Origin of the sequence: Leptospira sanjuanensis (genome assembly GCF_022267375.1) — a bacterium.
GTDB classification, from domain to species: Bacteria; Spirochaetota; Leptospiria; order Leptospirales; family Leptospiraceae; genus Leptospira; species Leptospira sanjuanensis.
In genome coordinates this window covers 913,090-933,494 of record NZ_JAIZBH010000001.1, presented here as the reverse complement: position 1 = coordinate 933,494, position 20,405 = coordinate 913,090, and the positions used below count along the sequence as shown (strand labels likewise).

Here is a 20,405-nt window from a genome sequence, read left to right as displayed (position 1 = left end):
AAAAAAACGGTCTTTGAAACGGTTTCGTATTCGGATCCATTTTCAATCGAGAGAAAAGAAATATTTCGCCGTGTCCTTGGACGCGTCCACGTGGGAACACTGAAGAGAACTGATGGACATGTCGTTTAACAAAGACACGTTATTTGCCATTTGATCCAAGATCCGAAAAAGATGGGATTCGTCCTCGTCCTTCTGATCCAAAACGACGGCGGCTCCGTTCAATTCGAAGTATCTCGCGTTGGCCATCTGATGATCGTCTTTCGCGTACGGATACGGGATCAGAATCATCGGCAAGGCGAACGCGGCGCATTCCGAAAGAACTCCCGAACCGGAACGTGCGATCACGAAATTCGCCCATTCGTAGTGTTCTTTCATGTTATCCGAATAAGAGATCAGTTCCGCGTCCTTCTTCGTTTTTTTGGAAACTTCTTCGTACAATGCCGAACCCGTTAATACGCGGAATCGAAATTGGGTGTTGATTTCCTCGTGGCCCATGAGAGCGACCACGATGTTGTTGATCTGCCTCGCGCCTTGACTTCCGCCCATCACGAGAACGTTGAACTGCTTCTTTTTTTTCGTGTCGTATTTTTCGGAAAATTTCAAAGACATCTTAGGAATCGTTTTTTTACGGAGAGGATTGCCAAGAACTTGATAATCGCAGGGAATCGCCGAATTTTTCGGGGGAAAACTGAACGCGGCCTTATTTGCAAAACGGAAAAACAACCGGTTCACGTTTCCGGGCACCGTGTTCTGTTCGCAGAGATAGATCTTTTTACGAAAGAGAATTCCGTATAAAATGGAGGAAACGGTCGAGTAACCGCCCATTCCGATCACGACGTCTACATTCAATTTTTTAAATAAAAGAAAAGTCTTAAGTATCTGAAACGTATAACGGAAAGGAAACAGAAGAATATTGCTGAAAAGCGGAGGAAGGTTGTGCCATAAGACCGGACAAGGCGCCTGTTCCAAATCCGGGTTGTTCCGATTGCGGACCAGAGAATACAGATACAAGTTTTCGTATCCGATTTTTTCTTTCATTTCGGTCAATACTTCGGCCAGGGCCACGCCCGGTGAAATATGTCCGCCGGTTCCGCCGGCCGCGATTACGATCGATCTCATAGACCCAGATTTTCCTTTCGCGTAATATTGACAAGAATTCCAAGAGAGATCAAAACGATGAGAATCGAAGATCCCCCGTAACTCACAAACGGCAAACTGATCCCCGTGATCGGAAAGATCCCCGTCACCACGAACATATTGATGATGAACTGGGTTCCGAGTATGATCAGAATTCCCGCCCCCAAATAAAAGCCGAACGGGTCTTTGACCTTTTGGACGAGATAAAAACTTCTAAACAAAAGAAGAAGGATCAAAAAAATAAAAATCATAAAACCGATAAAACCGAAATCTTCGACAAACGTCGCGAGTACGAAGTCGGTATGGCTGTATGTTAAATAACGGTGGGCATAACCTCCGGCCAGCTTGTTTCCGAACCAACCCCCGTCCAAAAACGCGCGAAAGGAGGTCACGAGCTGATGCCCTTCGTCGAAACGGTACCGATACGGGTCCAACCACACTTCCACCCTCTTTTTCCGATAACCGACCCGATCGATCAGAATGTAGATCAAGGGAAGAGAAACGATTCCCACCACGAGCAGATTACGGAACGGAAAGCCGAATAAAAAGATAAAACCCAAAATTACGAAAAGAATCTCCAGCGTGGTTCCGAACGCGGGCTCCACAAGAATCAAAACGATTACGGTTAACAGCAGTAAGGTGGGAATCAGAAGTTTCTTGTAATCGGGAGTCGACTCCAGCTTCAGCTTTTGAAACAGAGATGCGAGATAAATCAGCACCGCGACCTTTGCCACCTCGGAAGGCTGCAACTGATACGGACCGATCGCGATCCATCTGTGGAAGTTTCTTCCGTAGTACGTCGAAACCGACTTACCCACTCCCGGAATAAAAACCAACGCGAGCAGACCGATCGCGACGATCATTCCGACAAACGCGAGTTTTTCGAGTTTTTGATACGGGAAATTGCAGAAGAAAAAAAAGAAAACAAGACCGATGCAGGACCAGATCGCCTGCTTTTTTAGGAAATATTCGGAATCCTTAAACTCCCTCCAAGCGGTGATGCTCGAAGAGGAATACATCACGCAAAGACCGGTGAAGAGAAGGATAAAGATCGTTACGATCAGAAGGACGTCCAGAGAATTCTTTCCCGGAAGCCAAACCTCCCTCCACTTTCTTGCGAGAAAATCGATCATTGAATCTTCAAAGTGGACAAGGAGATGATCGCGAGAATGACCGCGATGATCCAAAAGCGGATCACGATCTTCGTTTCTTTCAAACCGCCCAACTCGAAGTGGTGATGCAAAGGAGCCATCTTAAAGATCCGCTTGCCCCTCAACTTAAACGAACCTACTTGCAGAATCACGGACAACGCTTCGCTGACAAAGATCGCTCCCAAAATTAAAAGAAGAATTTCCTTTTTCAAAAGGATCACTACCATCCCGAGAGTCGCCCCTAAAAATAAGGAACCAGTATCTCCCATAAACACCTGGGCCGGGTGCGCGTTGAACCAAAGAAATCCCAAAAGCGCTCCCGCAAGAGCGGATAAGAATACGGAATATTCGTGCGCACCGGGCAAATACGGAATGTTCAAATAGTTCGCGACAACGGGCGTGCCCGAAACATACGCGATGATCCCGAGCGTAACGACGGAAATCGCGACGGTTCCGGTTGCCAGTCCGTCCAATCCGTCCGTAAGATTGACCGCGTGCGAAGATCCTATGATGACGATGATGGAAAAAGGAATCGCGAGAATTCCGAGAGCGATCACGGGCCCCTTGACGAACGGGAAAAACAGATCCGTCAGATGAAACGGAATCTTACCGGAATGTCCTTCCGGGGTCAATCCTGTATAATAAAAGAATAATATACAAAACGCGAGTGAAATCAGGATCGAAAGGACGAACTTGGTTCGCGCGCGCATCCCGCCCTTGATCTTTTTCACGGACTTCATATAATCGTCCGCAAAACCGAGAGCCGAAAAACAAAGGGAAAAAACGGACAACAAAACTATATTCAAATTTTTTAAATTACCCCAAAGAAGAACAGAAAGCAAAAGCGATCCGATGATCAAAAGTCCCCCCATCGTGGGAGTTCCCTTTTTCGCCTCGTGGGTTTTCGGACCGTCGTCGCGCACCGATTCGCGGAACTTGAGTCCGTATAAAAAGTCGATCACCCTGTGTCCGAGCCAAAACGTAACGAGCATGGAAGTCAAACCCGCCATCAAGGCGCGAAAGGTGACGTAGCTGAAAATCCGAAGAGAATCGAGATGATTGAAGTAAAGATCGTAGAGATAATAAAACATTTTGCCTGTCCTGTTTTCCAGAAAACGGAGGGTTCTTTTTTTGTATCGGAAAATTTCTAAAAAAGGCCGAACGCTTTTTGAACTTCTTCCACATCGCTGAAATGACGTTTTTCCTTGCCGACGATCTGATATTCCTCGTGTCCTTTACCGGCCACGAGAAGGCATCCGCCTTCGGGTAAACGCGCCACGCCTTCCGCGATCGCCTTGGCCCGATCCGCCTCGCGCAAAAGAGGAATAAACCCTTTCGAAAAGCCGGTTTGAATCTCGTCTAAAATCGCCTCAGGCTGTTCGGTTCTCGGGTTGTCCGAGGTCAAAATCACCTGATCGGAAAGTTCTTCCGCGATACGCGCCATCTTCGGCCGTTTAGTTCGATCCCGATCGCCTCCGCAGCCGAACAGAGTGATCAAATATTTCGGGCGAGAATCCCTCACGCTGGAGATTATATTTTCAAGAGCATCCGGCGTATGCGCGTAGTCCACAACCGCCATCCGCGAACGATCCTTGCTGTAAACGATCTGAAACCTTCCGGGAATCTGAGGAATTCTTTCCAAAGAAGAAAACATCTTCTTGTGATCCCAACCCAAACGCGCGCCCGTAATAAAGGCAAGCGCGGTGTTTCGAACGTTAAACGAACCCAATAGATTCGTTCGAATCGTACAAGAACGATCGTCTGTCTGCGCGTTTCCGTCGTCCGGCAAACTCAAGTTGTACGAAGTTCCCTGCAGCGTGAGAGAAGCGTTCGCGACCCGCCATTCGTTTTCGGTTCCGTCTAACGCACTTACGGACAAACCCGGCAATCTGTTTAAAAGTTTCCGGTAGAGTTCTTTCCCTCCTGGAGAAGCGTAATCCAAAACCGCAAACGGAGATTTCGAAACATCCAGGATCTCGAAAAGACGAAACTTGCTTTCAAAATAATCTTCCATACTCGGATGGAAATCGAGATGATCCTGAGTGAGATTGGTAAAAACCCCTGCCTTCAGGGAAATTCCGTTGATTCTCCCTAACTTCAAGCCGTGGGAACTCGCTTCCATAAAGACGGTATTCACTCCCTCGTCCTTCATCTGTTTGAGAATGAGATTTAAGGAAGAAGCGTCCGGCGTAGTATAACCCGTGTCGATCAGACGATCGCCGAACTTGACTCCGATCGTTCCGATAAGACCGCAGCTTCTTCCCTGATCTTTTGCTAATGCGAAGAGAATGTTGGTCAGGGAAGTTTTTCCGTTCGTTCCCGTAACGGCGACGATTTCCAAATCGCGGGAAGGATGACCGAGCAGGAACGAAGCGATTCTTCCCTGGAGTTGTTCGGGATCGCCTTCGTATTCCAAAACGGTTTTGGAGGAAGGAATTCTGAAAGCGGAATTCGAAGTTTCATTCCGCGAATTCGCAGAAGCGGCGTTCAACGAATCGACGAAGTTTGCCGAACCGACATTCGATTGGATCGTATCCGAATAGCCGGATGTCCGGATTTCAGATTCTTCGCGTTGTAAAATCAAGGAAGCCTTCGTGTTCGCAATAAATTCTTCCTTTTTTAAACCGACCGAATCGGCTACGCAGAAGATGTCCTCTTCGTTTGCCCTTCTCGAATCGGATTGGATATAACCGATCTCGATCGAATCCGGATTTTTTCCGGAGGGCAAGGATCGGATTTTGAGTTCGGGAAATTCACGGAGAAGATTGGTTAACTTCATTCTCATCTTCGTTTTTTTCGGGAGGTAAATTCAGTGTGATGATTCTATCTCCCACGGTGATGGGAAGATAGTTGTATGTTTTACGATAAAGAGTTTCGATTCTTCTCGCGGAAGTGTAGGTCGCGACTCCGATCTTTAAGTCGTCGTTCTTTTTGATTTGTTTGATCTTTTCGCCCGTTGCGATTCCGATCTCGCGGTTCAATCTCGCAACCTGCACGTTCTGCCAAACATAAAGAAAAAATAAACTTAAGAATAGAATCACCTTTCCCAGGTTCCAAAATAAAATCCCGAGGTCCTTCCAAACGGGCCGGTTGAAAAACGCGGAAAGCGACGACATTCTATTCTTCCTCTTCCTCGAAATCTTCCTTTCTGTATTTCTTATCGACCGATTTCGTTTTTCGGAGCACTCTCAATTTTGCCGAACGGGAAGCCGGGTTCTCGTTTGTTTCCTCTTCGGAAGGAAGAATCGGTTTTTTCGTGAGTAGTTCGAATCCGTTTTGTTTCGCATAATCGCGGAACGCGTTTTTTACGATCCGATCTTCGAGAGAATGGAACGAAATGACTTGGATCACCCCTCCGAGGCGCAGAAGATGAAGAAGCGAATCCAGCCCCTTTTCGATATGAGCGAGTTCCTGATTGACTTCGATCCGAAGGGCTTGAAAGATCCGAGTCGCCGGATGTCTTCCGGGAGGCCAAAACTTACGCGGTATGATTTTGGAAACTAGATCGGCGAGTTCGGAAGCGGATGAGATCGAATTTCGTTTTCTACGATCGACGATCACTTCGACGATCTTTTTGGACCAGCGTTCTTCTCCATAGGTATAAAAGATGTGCATGAGTTTGTCTTTGGAATACGTGTTGAGAACGTCCTGCGCACTGAGCCCCGCGTTCGGAGACAAACGCATATCCAAGGGTTCGGCTTCCCGAAAACTGAAACCTCTTCCCGAATGGAAAAGATGAAACGTGGAAATCCCGAGATCCAAAAGAATTCCCTGAGGAGCTTCGAGGACTCCGTGCGATTGCAAAAGGGAAGAATCGATTTCGGAGAAGTTCGTTTCGATCGGAACGACTCTGCTCTTGAACTCGTCGATGCGGGCCATCGCGCGGGACAACATCACGGGATCGCGGTCGCAAAGAATAACTTTGGAATTTGGGAATTCCTTTAAGAACAGAAGACTATGTCCGCCTTCGCCCGCGGTTCCATCCAAGAACAATACGGGATCTTCTTTGGAGAAATTCTCCGCGAAGATTTGAAGAATCTCCTTTCCTTGAACTGAATAATGAACCGGTTCCAAACTGTTTCCATTCTTTTCCAAACAGTCGGTCCTGCAAGGAGATTCTCTTTTGACACGGATCGGCTCGGAATTATTCTAGGGTCAATGGAAGAATCGAATTCGCAATGGGACGAACCTCGTAAGAATCTTTTTTCGATTCATAAACTGGATTACGCCCGAGGAAAAAGACCCGAAGTGGATTGTATCCTTTGCGGAATTTGCAGAAGAGATCCCGAGGTTCCGAATCTGATCGTTTCCGAAACGGAACTCACCGTGGTTTCGGTGAACTTATATCCATACAATCCCGGACATCTCATCATATTTCCGAAACGTCATATTCTTTCCTACGAAGAACTCAACAAAGAGGAAGCCCTTGAGATTCACGAAGGAACGGCGAAAGCGATTTCCATTTTGAAAAAACTTTGGAACGTTCAGGGCTTCAATCTCGGTTACAATCTCGGAAAAAATTCAGGCGGATCGATTCCTCATATTCACGAACATATCGTTCCGCGTTTCCCGAACGAGGCGGGCTTTTTGGACGTATTAGCAAATTCAAGAATTGTAATCTACGAACCGTTCGAGATGCAGAAAGAATGGATTCGAATCTGGAAAGAGTTTTCGGAATAGCGGCGTTTCGAATTCGGTGAAGCTCTTTACGGGCCGCGGTTCAAATAACCGGCTTCTTCTGATAGATCGTGTGTCCGAGAAACTTATAACTTTCGGAAATCCCGAACAAAGTTTCCGAATGACCGATTACGAGAAGTCCGCGATCCTTTAAGACCTTCTCGAAATTTTCGAAAATCTTTTTCTGAGTCTGCTTATCAAAATAGATGATTACGTTTCTGCAAAATACGCAATCCATCTTTTCGGAAATCGGATACGGGGTTTCCAAAAGATTGACTTTCCTAAAATCGATCAGCGCTTTTAGTTCCGGTTTGGCCTGATACGTAAGTTCGCCTCGTTCCGGGTCCTTGTGTTTGATGAAGTATTTGTTCTTAAGTTTTTCATCCACGGGTTGAAGACGATCCTCTCTGTAGATTCCTTCCTTCGCTGTATTGATGACGTTCGTATCGATGTCCGAAGCGTAGATCTTGATGTCCCATCCGGGTTTGTATGCGAAGTATTCGAGACATGTGATCGCGATCGTATACGGTTCTTCGCCCGTCGAACACGCGCTAGACCAGATTCTCAACGTCTTTTTTCCGTTCTTGGACGCCTTCTCTTCCACGGAAGGAAAGAATGTGGATTTCAAAAATTCAAAGTGATGATTCTCCCGAAAGAAATCGGTCTTGTTGGTCGTGATCCGATTGATGAGTTCGGTGAGTTCGCTCTTAAAAAAACCGTGATCGGCCCGGAGTCTTCCGATGTATTCCGAAACCGTCTTTAAACCGAAATGTCTGGCTCTCCCGTTTAAGCGGGATTGAACCATGATTTTTTTATGATCCGCAAGAAAGATTCCAGTCTCTTTGTACATAAGAGATTTGATGAATTGAAATTCCTCGTCGGAAATCGTAGTCATGCCGAATTGGCTTTCTGTCATAGTATGATGGTTTATAACGAGCCGAAAACTCTGTCAAGAGATACAAGCCTAAGAATCTGCTTCAGACGCGGAGAAACGTTGATCGCCTCCACTGCGATTCCGAGACCACGAACTCGATTGGTGAATCCCACCAGAGTGCCGAGAGCGACGGAGGAGATCACTTCGATTTGACTAAAATCCAAAACGACCGAGGTCGGATTCGTTTCAAGATAAGAATTTAGATAATTACGCAGGTCCTCATATTCCATAGTTAGGTCGTTCAATTTCAGAGAGATGGTCACTTTCTCGTTGAAAACCATTGATAAAATAAGACGATATAAAAAATAGAATTCAACCGTAATATTTTTTGAATCAGCCGTGGAACCATTCGAAAGAAACGAACAAGAAGACGAGGGAGATTTTTCGGCCCACTGGGAAACCGGGGACCCGATTCTTCTTTCCATCGTAAAATCTTTCCTGGACGCGTACGAAATCCATTATTTCGTCGTGGGGGAAGAATTGTTCTTTTTGGAAGGAGCGGCCGTTCCGGCCGCAAATCATAGCGCGATTCTATATTTGTCCAATCGGGACTATCCGGTCTTATTAGAGTTTTTAGAAAGAGAGCACAGTTGAAAATAGGAATCGTCAAACATCTGAACGCAAGACCCCTGACTTGGGGTTTCGAAAAAAACAAAGAACACGAAATCATTCCCGAAAATCCGGCGATCCTTAAGGACTATCTTTTAAACGGAACGATCGATCTGGGTTTGATCTCTTCCATAGAATGTCTTCGGAACGCGGACGTTCTCAACACATACTATGCGACCGGAGTTTGTGCAAAAGAAAAGGTCCGATCGATTTTATTCTTTAAAAATAAAAAGGAAACCTTTCCTCCCAAGCTGATCTTAACGGACAACGGTTCCAAAACGAGCATGTCCTTGGTGCGAGTTTTGGTTCATGAAGAAAGCGGATTCGTTCCCGAAGTGGAGCCGACCGACTCCAAATCGATTCAGGAAAGAATCGCGAACGGGATCGGATCACACATGCTTTTCGGCGACAACGCGCTGCTCGCACAGTGGAACAGCGATCATTACGAAGTCAAAGACTTGGCGCAGTGGTGGAACGAAATCACGGGTCTCGGATTCATATTCGCATTGTGGGCGAGCAAAAAACCTTTGCAAGTCGACGATTCCATGTTCATTCAATCTTTGGAATATGGAATCTCCCACATAGAAGAGATCATCGCGCACGAATCCCGCATGTCCGAATCAGTGGTCCGCGAATATCTCACGAACGAGCTGCACTATAAAGTCACGGAAGAGGATCGAAAAGGGTTTGCGCTTTTCGGAGAAAAATGCGGGAATTTGAATCTATTGTAGGCCGCGTCCTGCGCTACGATCCTTTGAAAGCGGCGCGACGAGTTCCGCAGGACCGCGCTCTCCGCTTCGGTCAATAAATTGCAAAAACGGCCTTAAAAAAGCAATTTATTGACCACGCGTCGATCGCTCGCGGTTTTAAAACGGTATGGCACAGAAAATCGACAAAAAAACATTCGAATTCCATCATACTCTCCGGGTACGTTATGCGGAATCAGACCCGCAGGGCATCGTATTCAATGCCAATTACCTCGTCTACTTCGACGTCGCAATCACGGAATACTTCCGCTCCTTCGGACTTCCCTACGGAGAATCGGTTTCGAAATTCGGAATCGACTTTCACGTCGTTCATTGTTCCATCGATTACAAATCTCCCGCTCGCTTCGACGAAGATATTCAGATCTACGTGAAGGGTTCGTACTCAGGCGTAAAAATTTTCTGGGACATCGCGATCTTTCGCGGAGAATCCTTTCTTTGTTCCGGTGTTTTGATTTACGCCTGCGTGGATGCAAACCGTGGAGGTTTGAAAAAGATCGATCCGCAGCTCGCCGCTCTTTTAAAGTTGAAAGTAAACGGTTGAGGGTTTCGACAAAATCCGCATTGTAAGGATTCGTTTCCCGGTAATAGACGATGGAACCATCTCCGATCTAGAGACGAATTTCTCGAATTCTAACCTTTGATGTCGAAGACCCCGGATGGTCGCTACGATCAATAAATGACAGTGATTCTATAATCCCAGGAATTGTTACCGGTTTTTTCAATGGTTTCAGCGAGAGGCAAACGGTAACTGAGTCGACCGAGATTTACGTCTCCGCGATTGGATCTGCAAACGGAAGCGATCGGAAAGTTTACCTTAAACAAAATGGAACTGGTCCGAAGCAAACGAAGCGTTTCGGAATAGATTTTCTTTTCGCCGTCTTTTTTGAGAGTTTCGGGGGGGCGGCTGATCGTAGGAATTTCCCGTTTCACGTAGATCGTATTTCCTTTTTTACGAACCTGCACTTTTCCGAGCATTGCGTCTTCGATCTGAGAAAGATCCTGAAATTCTATCTTGTAATAGACCTTCGCTTTTTCGCGGAACAAACTCGGATCGGTTTCGGGAGTCACGATCTTTTGAAACGTGTAATCCTTTACGCCAACGTTTTTGGAAAAGAATCCTTTGTTGAGTCTTCCCAAGATTTCGTCTTTTTGTGTCGGTAAAAATTTAATAAGAGATTCGTCCGAATTTCTGCGGGTCGGAACTACATACGAAACTTCTAATGTTCCGGAAAAATCCGAGTTGATCGTGAGAGTTTCCTCGTAATCGAAACAATTGGAGAAGAATAGTAGCAGAATGCCGAAGACGAAAAACTTGGATATTCGGCCGAAAACGAGGCTCATGCATCAAATCTGAGACTGAAAACGATTCCGTCAACGAAAACTGTCCCACAAGATCGGAGAAGGTCCGACAAACTCGGCGCGATCGACGTTCGTGCAAGTCCCGGTTCCGTCTCGATTTCTCCGTTAGAGCAAGAAATGTGGGAACTCCAGCAAATTATGGAACTTACGGTAAAACTTTGATTGTGGGAACTCTAACAAAAACGGCGGCCTCTTGCAAGAACCGCCGCCTTTTTTCCTCCTCGGAGAGGAGTTCCCACAGTTTCCGATTTTCGAAAGGGCTTCGGAGCCTATTTCGAAATCGGATATGCTTCGTTTCCGTGTTCCAAAATATCCAATCCCATGATTTCTTCGTCCTCGGAAACCCGCAGCCCCAACGTGTATTTCAGAATCAAAAAGATAATCGAGCTGACTCCAAAGGACCAGACGAAGGCGATTCCGATTCCGGTAAGCTGCGTAAGAACCACGCTCAATTCTCCCCCGAAAAAGAGACCGTTCACCCCGCCGTAACTCTCCTGTGCAAAAAGTCCCGCGGCCAAGGTTCCCCACGCCCCGCAAACTCCGTGAACCGAAACTGCTCCGACAGGATCGTCGATGTGAATCCGATCGAAGAACAAAACGCTCAACACCACGAGAATTCCCGCGATAAATCCGATGATAACCGCGGAAGAAATGCTGACGTTTGCACAAGGAGCGGTGATCGCCACAAGACCGGCTAACGCGCCGTTTAAGGAAAGACCGATATCCGGCTTTTTGAACATGATCCAAGTCACGATCATCGAAGCCAATGCACCCGAAACCGCCGCCATGTTGGTCGTAACCGCGATGACCGCAAAGTTTCCCCCGTTTACCGAAGTCGTCGAGCCGGGATTGAATCCGAACCAACCGAACCAAAGAATAAAAACACCGAGTGCGGCCATGGACATGTTGTGTCCGAGAATCGGAAATAATTTACCGTCTTGGTATTTCCCGATCCGAGGTCCGAGGATCAACGCGCCCGCAAGACCGGCCCAACCTCCGACCGAGTGAACCACTGTCGAACCCGCAAAGTCGATGAATCCCTGTTGTTCCAAAAATCCTTTTCCGAGTCCCCAAAGTCCCGCCCAAGCCAAACTACCGAAGAAAGGATATACGAGCGCGGTCATCAAAACGGAGAAGATGATATACGAAACGAATTTGGTTCTTTCCGCCATCGCACCCGAAACGATCGTCGCGGCCGTTCCCGCAAACACCATTTGAAAAATGAAGAACGCGAATCCCCACTTATCCGGAACTCCGTCCTTGACGATCAGATTCTCCGCAAGACCCGGCATTCCGATTCCGAAACCGGGCAGCAACTGAGGACCGAACATGATCGAAAAACCCAAAAGCCAGAAAAAGATCGAACCCAAACAGAAGTCGATGAAGTTCTTCATCAGAATATTCACGACGTTCTTAGCTCGGGTAAAACCCGCTTCCACATAGGCGAAACCCGCCTGCATAAAAAATACCATAAACGCAGCGATACAAGTCCAAAGCCAATTGATCTCCGATCTAAGAGTTGCGACTTCGTCGCTGACCGCTTTTACGGCCGCAGGGTCCGGAGTCGCGACGACGGTTTCGGCTACCGGCGCCTCTTGCGCGAAAATTCCCGTAGTCAACAAAGCGAGGATTAAAATAAAACACCAACGCATGCAGAGTTTATCTCCTTTTTTATTTATTTGAATCGAATCGGTTCGTTAAACCGCAAGTTTCGCTTGTGCTTCTCCGGAGGGAGAAGAGTCTTCTTTCTTACGCATCAGATCCTCCAATTTTTTGAGAGAGATCTTTAAGTATTCGTTCGTCGGCGCGGATTTAATTCCCTGCTGAAGAACCTTGATCGCTTTCGGACTTTGATTCTCCTTGAGATAACATCTCGCCAAACGAAGACTCGCTTTCGAATACGTATGATCGATCGCGAGAGAACGTTTTAGCGAACGTTTCGCTTCGTTGATGTTCTCCGTCTCGTAATACGCCCTTCCGATCAGATAGTGGATGTAAGCCGAATCTTCTCCGGAGGTTTTTACGAACTTATCCAGGAACTGAATGGCCTTCGGAAAATTCCTGTCCCTGTAGTACATTCTTCCCAAAAGAAGAAGGCTGTCCTTGATCGAATCGTCCAAAGAATACACGTCGAGCGCCTTATCATACGCGAGAGAATCGTTTTTCTCCTTCGCGGCGGCCTTTGCGACGTTCATCATCGACTTCGCCTTATTCAAAAGCGGATTACATTGAAGAGCCATGATGGAAATGTCGTCCCCGTTTCGCGCCTCTCCCTTATAACGTTTAAAACGCGAAATCAAAGAATCGACGAGATCCGCCACGTAGATGCGGTCCCTTTGTTCTTCCAGTGTTTGTTTTTCCTGACGGATCCATTCCAAAAAACGCGCGTTACCCAACTCCTGACGTTCCGGATTTTTTTGTTCCACGATTCCGTCCGAGGTGAGAATGAGAATGTCTCCCGGATTGATGCGCCCGTGTTTTTCCTCGAAGTTGTTTCTGCTGACTTCGAAAATTCCCATCGGAACGCCGTTGGAATCGAGTTCGTCGATCACGCCGGTATCGTTTCTGAAATGAATGAGCTTTTGATGCGCACCGTTCACGTAAGAATACGAATAGTCTCCGTAGATTCTCAGAATAAAGGCCGTAAAATACGTTCCGTCCGGAAGCTGAGGACGAATCGATTCGCCGAGTTCGGTTAACGTTTCGGTCAAACCCAAACCGAGAGACGTACATCTTCGGAATTGATAATGAATCGACATCGTTACGAGCGCCGCGGGAATCCCGTGACCGGAAACGTCCGCGATGATGATCGTAACCGCGTTCCCGTGACGCACAACGTCGAAGTAATCTCCCGAAACCTCGGTCATAGGTTCGTAATACGTTCCGAAATGAATCCCGTTCCAAGGGGAAATGCTCGTGTTGATGATCTGACTCTGAACGTTTCTTCCCATCTTCATATCGAACTCGAGCTGCTTGAGGATGGAAGCCTCTCTTTGGTTCGCTTCGACAAGACCTTCTATCAAACGAACCGATGTCAGGGCGAGAGCGAGTTGCGCCGCAAGCGCCTCGAGAATTTCGATATCGTCTTCGATGTAAAAGAAACTATGCTCCGATTCTACCGCGATCGTTCCTAAGACTTCGTCCTTGTAAAGAATCGGAACGCACATCACGGAAAGAGTGGATTCTCCCTCGTCGATGTATTCGGGATGATACGCGAGATTTTGAACGAGCAAAGAGGACTTCGTCTTGAACGTGTGACCGGAATAACCCTCGTTTTCGGTGACGCTTCTTCTCGGAGGCGTCGTTTCCAAAAGATAACGGACCGGAACGAGAAGTCCCTTCTCCCAAATTCTCAATGTCGTATTATCGCACTCGAAGATGTCCTTGCAGATGTTGATTACGGATTCATAAAGTTCTTCGTGTTTATCGACCGAGGAAAATTCCTTACTGATGTAGAGAAGAATATCGATCTTATTCTTTTCCGTAAGGCCGCCGACGACCTTATGACTTCCCCGAAAACTGACTACTTTGCGCTGACCAAATTTTATATCTATCATAAACTGCACTCCAAGGAAAAGGATAGGCTCCTTGAATTCGCTTCTGCTTTTCCTTTGCAAGAAACGTACCAGGAAAAACGCAGAGAATCTGCCCTTTTTTTAAGAATAAAGACAGTTTTAAATGCCTCGAATTATAAAATGCCCGTAAAACAGGCACAGAAAAATCAGATCTCCTAAAATTTTAGCAGATTTAACGATAAATTGAGAAGGGAATGGGACTAAACTTTCCGGAGGTTCTCCGGATCTTAGCGACGAAATCGTGAAACTGTGGAGAGAATTCCTTCCTTGATCTTGGAAGCAAGGCTGGGTTGTGCACGCAATCCGTATTTTTTCAAAAAAGCTTCCGCGTATTGAAAGACGTCGTCTTCTGCGCGATCGCCCATCACGAGACAAGCGTGACCGTAGTCGTCCGAAGAACCGTTGGCCTTCGAGATCACCCTGAATTCTTTTTTCTTAGAACTTGCGTTCTCGTAAACGGAGCGAACCGCGTCAGGCGTTGCGATCACGTCCTTCTCCCCCGCGATGAACAAAGCCGGAACGGAAATATTTTTTTGAAGTTCGACGTAATCGTAAAAACCGTTGAGGGAATGCATACGTTTGGTTTCGATCCAATTCATAAATTGTTCGGTGACTCCGTCGCTGATGTTTTCGATCGCGTTCTTCATGATCTTCTTCACCGTTTTGGAAGAAGTCACCTTCGGGTTGTAAAGAATTTCGTCGATCGGGGTATACAATTCTCCGGCGAGGGGCGCCAAAATCGAAGCTCCGAATTTCAAATCCAACATCTTTCTCGCACGCGGGAAACGGGACAAAAGACCGATGAGGGTGATTCCGATATGATTCAGATTTCCCGGACCGCCGAGAGAAACGAACGCGGCGATGTCCTTGGTTTCCTTTTTGTTTTCTGACATGCAAAAATGTGAATATAGAATCATCGCGCCCATCGAATGTCCCACATACGAAACACGATCGGAACCGGAAATTTTTTTCACCTTTTCGATCATCGCGGGAACGTCGTATTTCACGATATCGTCGAACGTAAAATCCTCGTAACGGGTCGGACTTTCGTGATAGGATCGGCCGCACCCCCGCAACGAAACCGCAAAAACTTCGTATCCTCTCAGCTTGAGATAATACGGGAGAGAATGTCTTCGATCCAGATCGACCACGAACTTGTTCGTCGCGATTCCGTGAACGACCAAAACCGGAGCGAGTTTGGGATTCGGCTGCGGAGGAATATGTCTGTGAAGCGCGAGATTCCATCCGTCCTTCGTTTTCGCAAAGTGAACCTCGTCGGCAATATCTTCCTGGCCGTATAACTTTCCGATCCAGTTCAGCAAAAGAGGATGGATGAGAAGAATGAGAATCAAAACGCCGGTAAAGATAAATGCAAGTGTGGATGCGAACAAGGCGAATAAAAGAAGAATGAGAAACGTAGTCGCTAAGTAGAACGGACTTCTACGATTCTTAAGAATGGCGATCACAGAATTAAAAATAATCGAAATTCCGAATTGTCAACCAATAGAAGCTGCTTGCCCGAAAAATCCAAGAAAAGAATCTGGTAAGGAATCCAGAGTTCCACGATGTCACAAACCCCGGAATATAAGCTCTATACTTCGCCCAACGGATGGTATTCCATGGTCATTCCCGCGCATTGGGTTCACATGGTGATCGAAGGAATTCCCGCGTTCTTCGAGGAAAACGGAACGGGCGCTCTGCAAGTTTACGCGTTTGAAAACAAAGCGGGAAGTTATAATCTTCGGGAAGAATTGGAACGTTATCTCAAAACCCACGAAATCGACTTTGAAGAGGATAAGGTCGCTTCTTTTGAAAACGAAGAAGGAAGCAAGATCATGGCCTGCGAGTTCGTAAAGGACGATCGTTTTTGGATGATCTATATGATCGCCAATCAAAAAAGAATGACTCTGCTAACGTATAACAGCGATGAGATGCCTCCCGCCTATCTCGTCGGCGAACTCACGACCGTCATCAGTTCCATTCGATTCAGCCAATAATCCGTTTCGTAAAAATTGTTAAACGAAGTTTATTCGATCGAAAGAGTAGCGGCGACCGCCTTCTTCCATCTCTGAATCTTTTGCGTTCTCTTGGCCGGATCCATTTTCGGATCGAAAGACTTGTATCCTTTCTGAAGACTCTTGAGTTCCTCGAGACTCTTCCAAAAACCGATCGAAAGACCGGCAAGATAAGCGGCGCCCGTCGCGGTCATATCCGGCTCGGGTGCGCGATCGACGCGAACGCCTGAAAAATCCGCAAGACATTGCAGAAGAATATCGGATTGAGAAACTCCTCCGTCCACTTTGATCTCCTTGATCTTTACTTTCGTATCTTGTTGAATTCCTTCTAAGATTTCATAAAGACTCAAAGAAATTCCTTCGAGGACCGCTCTTGCAACATGTCTTCTGTGAGTCGCAAGAGAAAGTCCGATCACGGAAGCTTTTGCGCGCGGATTGAAATACGGAAAACGGGCGCCGGTCGGGGTCGGAATAAACACGACACCCTCGGTGTCTTCGGATTGGGAAGCGAGTTCGTTTAACACTTTCGGAGTGTCGGAAAGTCCGATCCCTTTTCCGAGCCAGTCGATCAGAGTTCCCGCGGTCGCGACAAAACCTTCGAGCATATAGGTCGTCTTACCGTCGATTCTCCACGCGATCATGGGAAACAAACCTCGACGGGAAAGTTTGGCCTTCGGTCCGATGTTGATGTCCACAAACGCTCCCGAACCTTGGGAAATTTTCACTTCTCCCGGCTCGAAACAACACTGACCGAAAAGAGCCGCCATCTGATCGCCGATCGATGCTCGAATCGGAACGGAATGTCCGCCTAACAATTCCGGCAAAGTATGACCGAAGTCCCCGTTGCTGTCTTTGACTTCGGGAAAGAGTTTGGAAGGAATTCCGAAGATCGAAAAGACCGGCTGATTCCAGATCAGCTGAAACGGATTGAACATTCCCGTAGCGACCGCGTTAGACGAATCTGTGAGATGTTGTTTCCCGCCGGTGAGTTTGTAGATAAACCACGTATCCAAAGTTCCGAAAAGAACTTCTCCCTTTTTACATCTTTGTCTAAGTTCGGGATTTCCGTCCAAAACCCATTTGAGTCTGCAAGTCGCGTGATCCGTGGTAAAGCGTAACATCGAAGTCGCGATCATCATCGGGTGATTGGTAAGCGTTCCGATGATCGTGGAAATAAAACGGATGAACAACCAGAGCGGATTGCGGTTCATCGATTCGGCGGTTTTATAAGAACGAACGTCGGCCCAGCTGATCAACGGAGTCAAAGGTTTCCCGGAAGACTTTTCCCAAAGAAGAAAGGAACCGCGTTGATTACAAATTCCTAATGCTGCGATATCCTTCGCGATCTGTTTGTTCTTTTGGATTTTTTTCAGAAGAGATGTCAGAGCCTTCCAGAGAACTTCCGGATCGTGTTCCAAAGCCCCGGCTTCGGGAATATTCGGAGGAGTTTTTTCGTATTGTCTTTCGACGATCTTCCCTTTGCGATCGAGTAAAAACGCGCGGATTCCGCTTCCTCCGCTATCGATGGAAAGGACGTATTTGCCTTGCGATTGGGCCATGAGTATCTCCGAATTTCTATCTTATAAACGCAAACAGATCCATATCGGATTCAGATCCGAAATGAAATCAAAAAAAATTAGATAACCGAAGACGGACGATTCTGTCTATTGTTTTACGATTGGAAAAGGTCTTATTTCAAACGAAAGAATCGGGAAAAAAAATGCCTCCCGAAACTCGAAAGGCATTTTCCTCGAACTTGAATCGACGATGAAATTCCGATTTTATACGAGGATTCCTCGAAGGTGTTCTAGGATCTCCTGATTGTTCGTCGAAGGAATGTCCTTTCCCATCTTATGAAAGATCATCGACTGGGATTTTCGATCCATTTTGTCCAAGAGCATTCCTAAAAATCTCGGTTCGGAAACGAGCACGAGGCTGAGGAAACGATTCGACTTTCTTCCTTGAGTGATCACATCGGAGATCTGGCTGGCGAAGGATTCCGCAACTTTTCGTTTCGGTTCTTGCAGGGAGGAAGTGTCATAAGCCACCCTTTGCGCCTTGGCGCTTTTGGCGGGACCGGAGACTCCGATCAATTCACGGTTTCTCATTCTTCCTTTCGGATTTTCGATACTTTCGAGAAGTTCGAGACCATTCTTTGATCCCTTATACTCGAAAATTTTCGCTTCGGATCGATTTGCGACCACTACCCATTTATTCTTCATAGAGACTCCCCTATCGAGTGATTCCTATAGAACGAGATGCGAATTTTCTTCGGTTGCGTATTGATTCGAAATAGTTAAGTCAAACAAACACTCTCAAAGAAGCTAAGAAAGACAAACCTCGCAACGATCTTTTAGAATCATTCCTGCGGCAGTAAAAAGATTTCACCCTGTTCTATACGAGCGAAACGGAAACTTCAACCCCTTTTTAAACAAACAGAAAGAAAGAAGGAGAAAGCAAGACGGTTGCAGAACGAACGTTTGATTTTGGTGTTACAAATATCCCATTTAAGTAATGATTCAATGAGACTCTACGTATCCGTTCAATGACAGATTGAACTAAAACTCCAGAATAGAATCCGGCTTTTTTGGGACTTCCACAACATCGAATCACCCTCTTCTTCTAAAAGATAGAACCATAAGCGTATTTTTCGACGGTCTTTCCACTTCCTTCTTGGATAAATCCAGCGGCGGATATGTCCGTTGCGTTACGAACGCACCTTAGATAAAAACGATAGTATCTACGTAGATACGCTTTGATCGATTTCTTTTTCCTAATATTTTTTCGTTTCCGCGTGTGCAAAGTCCGGACAGTTCTCCCATTCGAAAGCATTCGAACGCCTCTCCCGCTTCATTTAACAACCCATACTATAACCTGAAATCTTTTTATCCGCTTTATCGGTTTTAAAATAAGAAAAGCAACGTAGATACGACATACTTGGGGTTTTTCTTTTCTAACGTAATTTAAATTCGGCATCGAGGTTTTATGAAAAAGAGCGCATTACTTTTAACCTTTTTTTGTATATTCAATTTATATTGTATTGCTCAACCGCCCGACAAACCCGATCCTCCGTTTCAATTGCTTCAATATCTTACCGCGCAAGCGATCCAAAACGAAACTTCCGACGGCTCGGGAACGACAACACCTGCACCTTCTTATAACCCGAGCGTCATCAGCGATACGGGACAAATCGCTTGTTATACCAACGCGGGGGCGATCACTGCGTGCACGGGAACGGGTCAAGACGGGGAGTTTACCAATGTTCCGAATATCCGCTCTTTCACGGGACCGACGCAACATTCTTTATATACAACGGATTATACGACCTTAGACAATTTGCGCGGGCTGGTTTGGAAAACCTGTCCCGAGGGGCAAACGGGTGCGGCGTGCGCGGGAGCCGCTTCGGTCATCAGTTGGAATGCGGCCACGTTAGGCGGCGTTGGGTCTTGCAACGCGCTCAACGCGCAGAATACGGGGAACGGTTACGCAGGAAGAACCAATTGGAGAATTCCGACCGTTAACGAACTTTTATCGATCGTCAATTACGGAAACGCGCCGGTTTTTATGGAAACGACGGAGTTTCCCAATGCGGATCAAAGCAACCTCTATCTAACGATTACCGATTATGGACCGAATACTACGATGGCATGGGTGGTGGATTTTATCCATCCCGGATTCTCGATACAGCCATTCGTAAAGAATGCGAATGTGTTCCTAAGATGCGTATCCGGCAATCCCACGCCCGCTCCTTTCTTTCAAGACAACGGAAACGGAACGATCACCGATCGAAACACCAATCTCCTTTGGTCCAAATGTCCGATGGGAAGGTCGGGCGCGGCCTGTGCGGCCGGTGTGCTCTTTGTAGGAAACCGGAACTCCGCTCTTACAAATTGCGACGGGTTAGTATTAGCGGGAAGGAGCGACTGGAGACTTCCGAACATCAACGAATTGTTAAGCATCGTCGATTATGTAAACATAGGAAATCCTTCGATTCTAACGGCTGCATTCCCGAATTTTCCCGCGAACATTTTCTGGACCTCGACCACGAATCAAGAAGCGGCCATGCTTTCGCAAAGTTTGGCGATCAATTTCAACAATGGACAAGTAGGCAGCGTAGTAAAAACGATGGGGGCAAGCGCGATCTGCGTCACAAGTCCGCCGTAATTCAATTTGATTATTTT

The 20,405-nt window shown here is 46.7% G+C and carries 19 protein-coding genes and 1 pseudogene; 6 read left to right on the top strand and 14 right to left on the bottom strand.

The features are described from left to right. Nucleotides 1-42 precede the first annotated feature (42 nt). Genes LFX17_RS04200 through rsmH form a run of 6 tightly spaced genes read right to left on the bottom strand, consistent with a single transcriptional unit; the run spans nucleotide 43 to nucleotide 6,362 of the window. Entirely contained in the window at nucleotides 43-1,119 is a 1,077-nt protein-coding gene (locus tag LFX17_RS04200; protein WP_238745206.1) for a UDP-N-acetylglucosamine--N-acetylmuramyl-(pentapeptide) pyrophosphoryl-undecaprenol N-acetylglucosamine transferase, read from the bottom strand. Then, nucleotides 1,116-2,270, bottom strand: a complete 1,155-nt coding sequence (locus LFX17_RS04195) for an FtsW/RodA/SpoVE family cell cycle protein (RefSeq protein WP_238745204.1) — start codon at nucleotides 2,268-2,270, stop codon at nucleotides 1,116-1,118. The genes LFX17_RS04200 and LFX17_RS04195 overlap by 4 nt, the downstream gene beginning before the upstream one ends. Beyond that, a complete protein-coding gene (gene mraY, locus LFX17_RS04190; RefSeq protein ID WP_238729172.1) occupies nucleotides 2,267-3,379 on the bottom strand; it encodes a phospho-N-acetylmuramoyl-pentapeptide-transferase in 1,113 nt (370 codons plus the stop codon). Before mraY ends, LFX17_RS04195 begins: the two co-directional genes overlap by 4 nt. Before the next feature lie 56 nt (nucleotides 3,380-3,435). Continuing rightward, entirely contained in the window at nucleotides 3,436-5,073 is a 1,638-nt protein-coding gene (locus LFX17_RS04185; protein WP_238745202.1) for a UDP-N-acetylmuramoyl-L-alanyl-D-glutamate--2,6-diaminopimelate ligase, read from the bottom strand. Continuing rightward, entirely contained in the window at nucleotides 5,042-5,404 is a 363-nt protein-coding gene (locus LFX17_RS04180; protein ID WP_238729170.1) for a hypothetical protein, read from the bottom strand. Before LFX17_RS04180 ends, LFX17_RS04185 begins: the two co-directional genes overlap by 32 nt. A 1-nt stretch (nucleotide 5,405) precedes the next feature. Continuing rightward, on the bottom strand, nucleotides 5,406-6,362 hold the full coding sequence (rsmH, locus tag LFX17_RS04175) for a 16S rRNA (cytosine(1402)-N(4))-methyltransferase RsmH (RefSeq protein WP_238729169.1): 957 nt from the start codon (nucleotides 6,360-6,362) through the stop codon (nucleotides 5,406-5,408). An 84-nt stretch (nucleotides 6,363-6,446) separates the two neighbouring features. On the opposite strand from rsmH, the gene LFX17_RS04170 reads away from it, so the two are divergent. Continuing rightward, complete coding sequence (locus LFX17_RS04170; RefSeq protein ID WP_238729168.1) at nucleotides 6,447-6,968, top strand: HIT family protein; 522 nt, start codon at nucleotides 6,447-6,449, stop codon at nucleotides 6,966-6,968. 40 nt (nucleotides 6,969-7,008) lie between these two features. Here LFX17_RS04170 and LFX17_RS04165 read toward each other — a convergent pair whose 3' ends face one another. Both LFX17_RS04165 and LFX17_RS04160 read right to left on the bottom strand, forming a co-directional pair. After that, nucleotides 7,009-7,881, bottom strand: a complete 873-nt coding sequence (locus LFX17_RS04165; RefSeq protein WP_238729167.1) for a CheR family methyltransferase — start codon at nucleotides 7,879-7,881, stop codon at nucleotides 7,009-7,011. 11 nt (nucleotides 7,882-7,892) lie between these two features. Further along, a complete protein-coding gene (locus LFX17_RS04160) occupies nucleotides 7,893-8,162 on the bottom strand; it encodes an STAS domain-containing protein (RefSeq protein ID WP_238729166.1) in 270 nt (89 codons plus the stop codon). A gap of 76 nt (nucleotides 8,163-8,238) precedes the next feature. Between LFX17_RS04160 and LFX17_RS04155 the strand changes: the two genes are divergently transcribed. The 3 genes from LFX17_RS04155 to LFX17_RS04145 all read left to right on the top strand — a co-directional run bounded on the left by LFX17_RS04155 (nucleotide 8,239) and on the right by LFX17_RS04145 (nucleotide 9,816). Then, nucleotides 8,239-8,493: a hypothetical protein gene (locus LFX17_RS04155; RefSeq protein WP_238745200.1), complete on the top strand. Its 255-nt coding sequence runs from the start codon at nucleotides 8,239-8,241 to the stop codon at nucleotides 8,491-8,493. Next, nucleotides 8,490-9,239: a menaquinone biosynthetic enzyme MqnA/MqnD family protein gene (locus LFX17_RS04150; RefSeq protein ID WP_238745198.1), complete on the top strand. Its 750-nt coding sequence runs from the start codon at nucleotides 8,490-8,492 to the stop codon at nucleotides 9,237-9,239. The genes LFX17_RS04155 and LFX17_RS04150 overlap by 4 nt, the downstream gene beginning before the upstream one ends. 145 nt (nucleotides 9,240-9,384) lie before the next feature. Continuing rightward, nucleotides 9,385-9,816, top strand: coding sequence for an acyl-CoA thioesterase (locus LFX17_RS04145; RefSeq protein WP_238729164.1), 432 nt, complete (start codon nucleotides 9,385-9,387; stop codon nucleotides 9,814-9,816). 128 nt (nucleotides 9,817-9,944) lie between these two features. Here the strand turns inward: LFX17_RS04145 and LFX17_RS04140 are convergent, their stop codons facing one another. The 4 genes from LFX17_RS04140 to LFX17_RS04125 form a co-directional block, all read right to left on the bottom strand. Beyond that, nucleotides 9,945-10,616, bottom strand: a complete 672-nt coding sequence (locus tag LFX17_RS04140; protein ID WP_238745196.1) for an LIC11874 family lipoprotein — start codon at nucleotides 10,614-10,616, stop codon at nucleotides 9,945-9,947. Nucleotides 10,617-10,903: 287 nt separating this feature from the next. Then, the gene (locus LFX17_RS04135; protein WP_118955618.1) at nucleotides 10,904-12,286 is read right to left on the bottom strand and encodes an ammonium transporter; all 1,383 of its coding nucleotides are present in this window, start codon (nucleotides 12,284-12,286) and stop codon (nucleotides 10,904-10,906) included. Between the two features lie 45 nt (nucleotides 12,287-12,331). After that, nucleotides 12,332-14,191, bottom strand: coding sequence for a SpoIIE family protein phosphatase (locus LFX17_RS04130; RefSeq protein ID WP_238729162.1), 1,860 nt, complete (start codon nucleotides 14,189-14,191; stop codon nucleotides 12,332-12,334). Between the two features lie 245 nt (nucleotides 14,192-14,436). Next, entirely contained in the window at nucleotides 14,437-15,675 is a 1,239-nt protein-coding gene (locus LFX17_RS04125; RefSeq protein WP_238745194.1) for an alpha/beta fold hydrolase, read from the bottom strand. Between LFX17_RS04125 and LFX17_RS04120 the strand changes: the two are divergent. Continuing rightward, nucleotides 15,665-16,206 (top strand): annotated as a pseudogene (locus LFX17_RS04120) (hypothetical protein). The gene LFX17_RS04125 and the pseudogene LFX17_RS04120 overlap by 11 nt on opposite strands. Before the next feature lie 29 nt (nucleotides 16,207-16,235). On the opposite strand, the gene LFX17_RS04115 reads toward LFX17_RS04120, so the two are convergent. Beyond that, the gene (locus LFX17_RS04115) at nucleotides 16,236-17,783 is read right to left on the bottom strand and encodes a glycerol kinase 5 (RefSeq protein WP_238745192.1); all 1,548 of its coding nucleotides are present in this window, start codon (nucleotides 17,781-17,783) and stop codon (nucleotides 16,236-16,238) included. 222 nt (nucleotides 17,784-18,005) lie between these two features. Then, nucleotides 18,006-18,446 (bottom strand): host attachment protein, encoded by a 441-nt coding sequence (locus tag LFX17_RS04110; protein ID WP_238729159.1) that lies wholly within the window; start codon nucleotides 18,444-18,446, stop codon nucleotides 18,006-18,008. A gap of 763 nt (nucleotides 18,447-19,209) precedes the next feature. Here LFX17_RS04110 and LFX17_RS04105 point away from each other — a divergent pair. After that, nucleotides 19,210-20,388 (top strand): Lcl C-terminal domain-containing protein, encoded by a 1,179-nt coding sequence (locus LFX17_RS04105; RefSeq protein WP_238745190.1) that lies wholly within the window; start codon nucleotides 19,210-19,212, stop codon nucleotides 20,386-20,388. The last annotated feature ends 17 nt before the right edge of the window (nucleotides 20,389-20,405 follow it).

Excerpts from the sequence above, each read along its gene's own strand:
- LFX17_RS04140 (WP_238745196.1), bottom strand. The coding sequence starts at position 10,616 with ATGAGCCTCGTTTTCGGCCGAATATCCAAGTTTTTCGTCTTCGGCATT.
- LFX17_RS04180 (WP_238729170.1), bottom strand. The coding sequence starts at position 5,404 with ATGTCGTCGCTTTCCGCGTTTTTCAACCGGCCCGTTTGGAAGGACCTC.
- LFX17_RS04165 (WP_238729167.1), bottom strand. The coding sequence starts at position 7,881 with ATGACAGAAAGCCAATTCGGCATGACTACGATTTCCGACGAGGAATTT.
- LFX17_RS04195 (WP_238745204.1), bottom strand. The coding sequence starts at position 2,270 with ATGATCGATTTTCTCGCAAGAAAGTGGAGGGAGGTTTGGCTTCCGGGA.
- mraY (WP_238729172.1), bottom strand. The coding sequence starts at position 3,379 with ATGTTTTATTATCTCTACGATCTTTACTTCAATCATCTCGATTCTCTT.
- LFX17_RS04145 (WP_238729164.1), top strand. The coding sequence starts at position 9,385 with ATGGCACAGAAAATCGACAAAAAAACATTCGAATTCCATCATACTCTC.
- LFX17_RS04105 (WP_238745190.1), top strand. The coding sequence starts at position 19,210 with ATGAAAAAGAGCGCATTACTTTTAACCTTTTTTTGTATATTCAATTTA.
- LFX17_RS04130 (WP_238729162.1), bottom strand. The coding sequence starts at position 14,191 with ATGATAGATATAAAATTTGGTCAGCGCAAAGTAGTCAGTTTTCGGGGA.
- LFX17_RS04115 (WP_238745192.1), bottom strand. The coding sequence starts at position 17,783 with ATGGCCCAATCGCAAGGCAAATACGTCCTTTCCATCGATAGCGGAGGA.
- LFX17_RS04200 (WP_238745206.1), bottom strand. The coding sequence starts at position 1,119 with ATGAGATCGATCGTAATCGCGGCCGGCGGAACCGGCGGACATATTTCA.
- LFX17_RS04135 (WP_118955618.1), bottom strand. The coding sequence starts at position 12,286 with ATGCGTTGGTGTTTTATTTTAATCCTCGCTTTGTTGACTACGGGAATT.
- LFX17_RS04185 (WP_238745202.1), bottom strand. The coding sequence starts at position 5,073 with ATGAGAATGAAGTTAACCAATCTTCTCCGTGAATTTCCCGAACTCAAA.
- LFX17_RS04170 (WP_238729168.1), top strand. The coding sequence starts at position 6,447 with ATGGAAGAATCGAATTCGCAATGGGACGAACCTCGTAAGAATCTTTTT.
- LFX17_RS04110 (WP_238729159.1), bottom strand. The coding sequence starts at position 18,446 with ATGAAGAATAAATGGGTAGTGGTCGCAAATCGATCCGAAGCGAAAATT.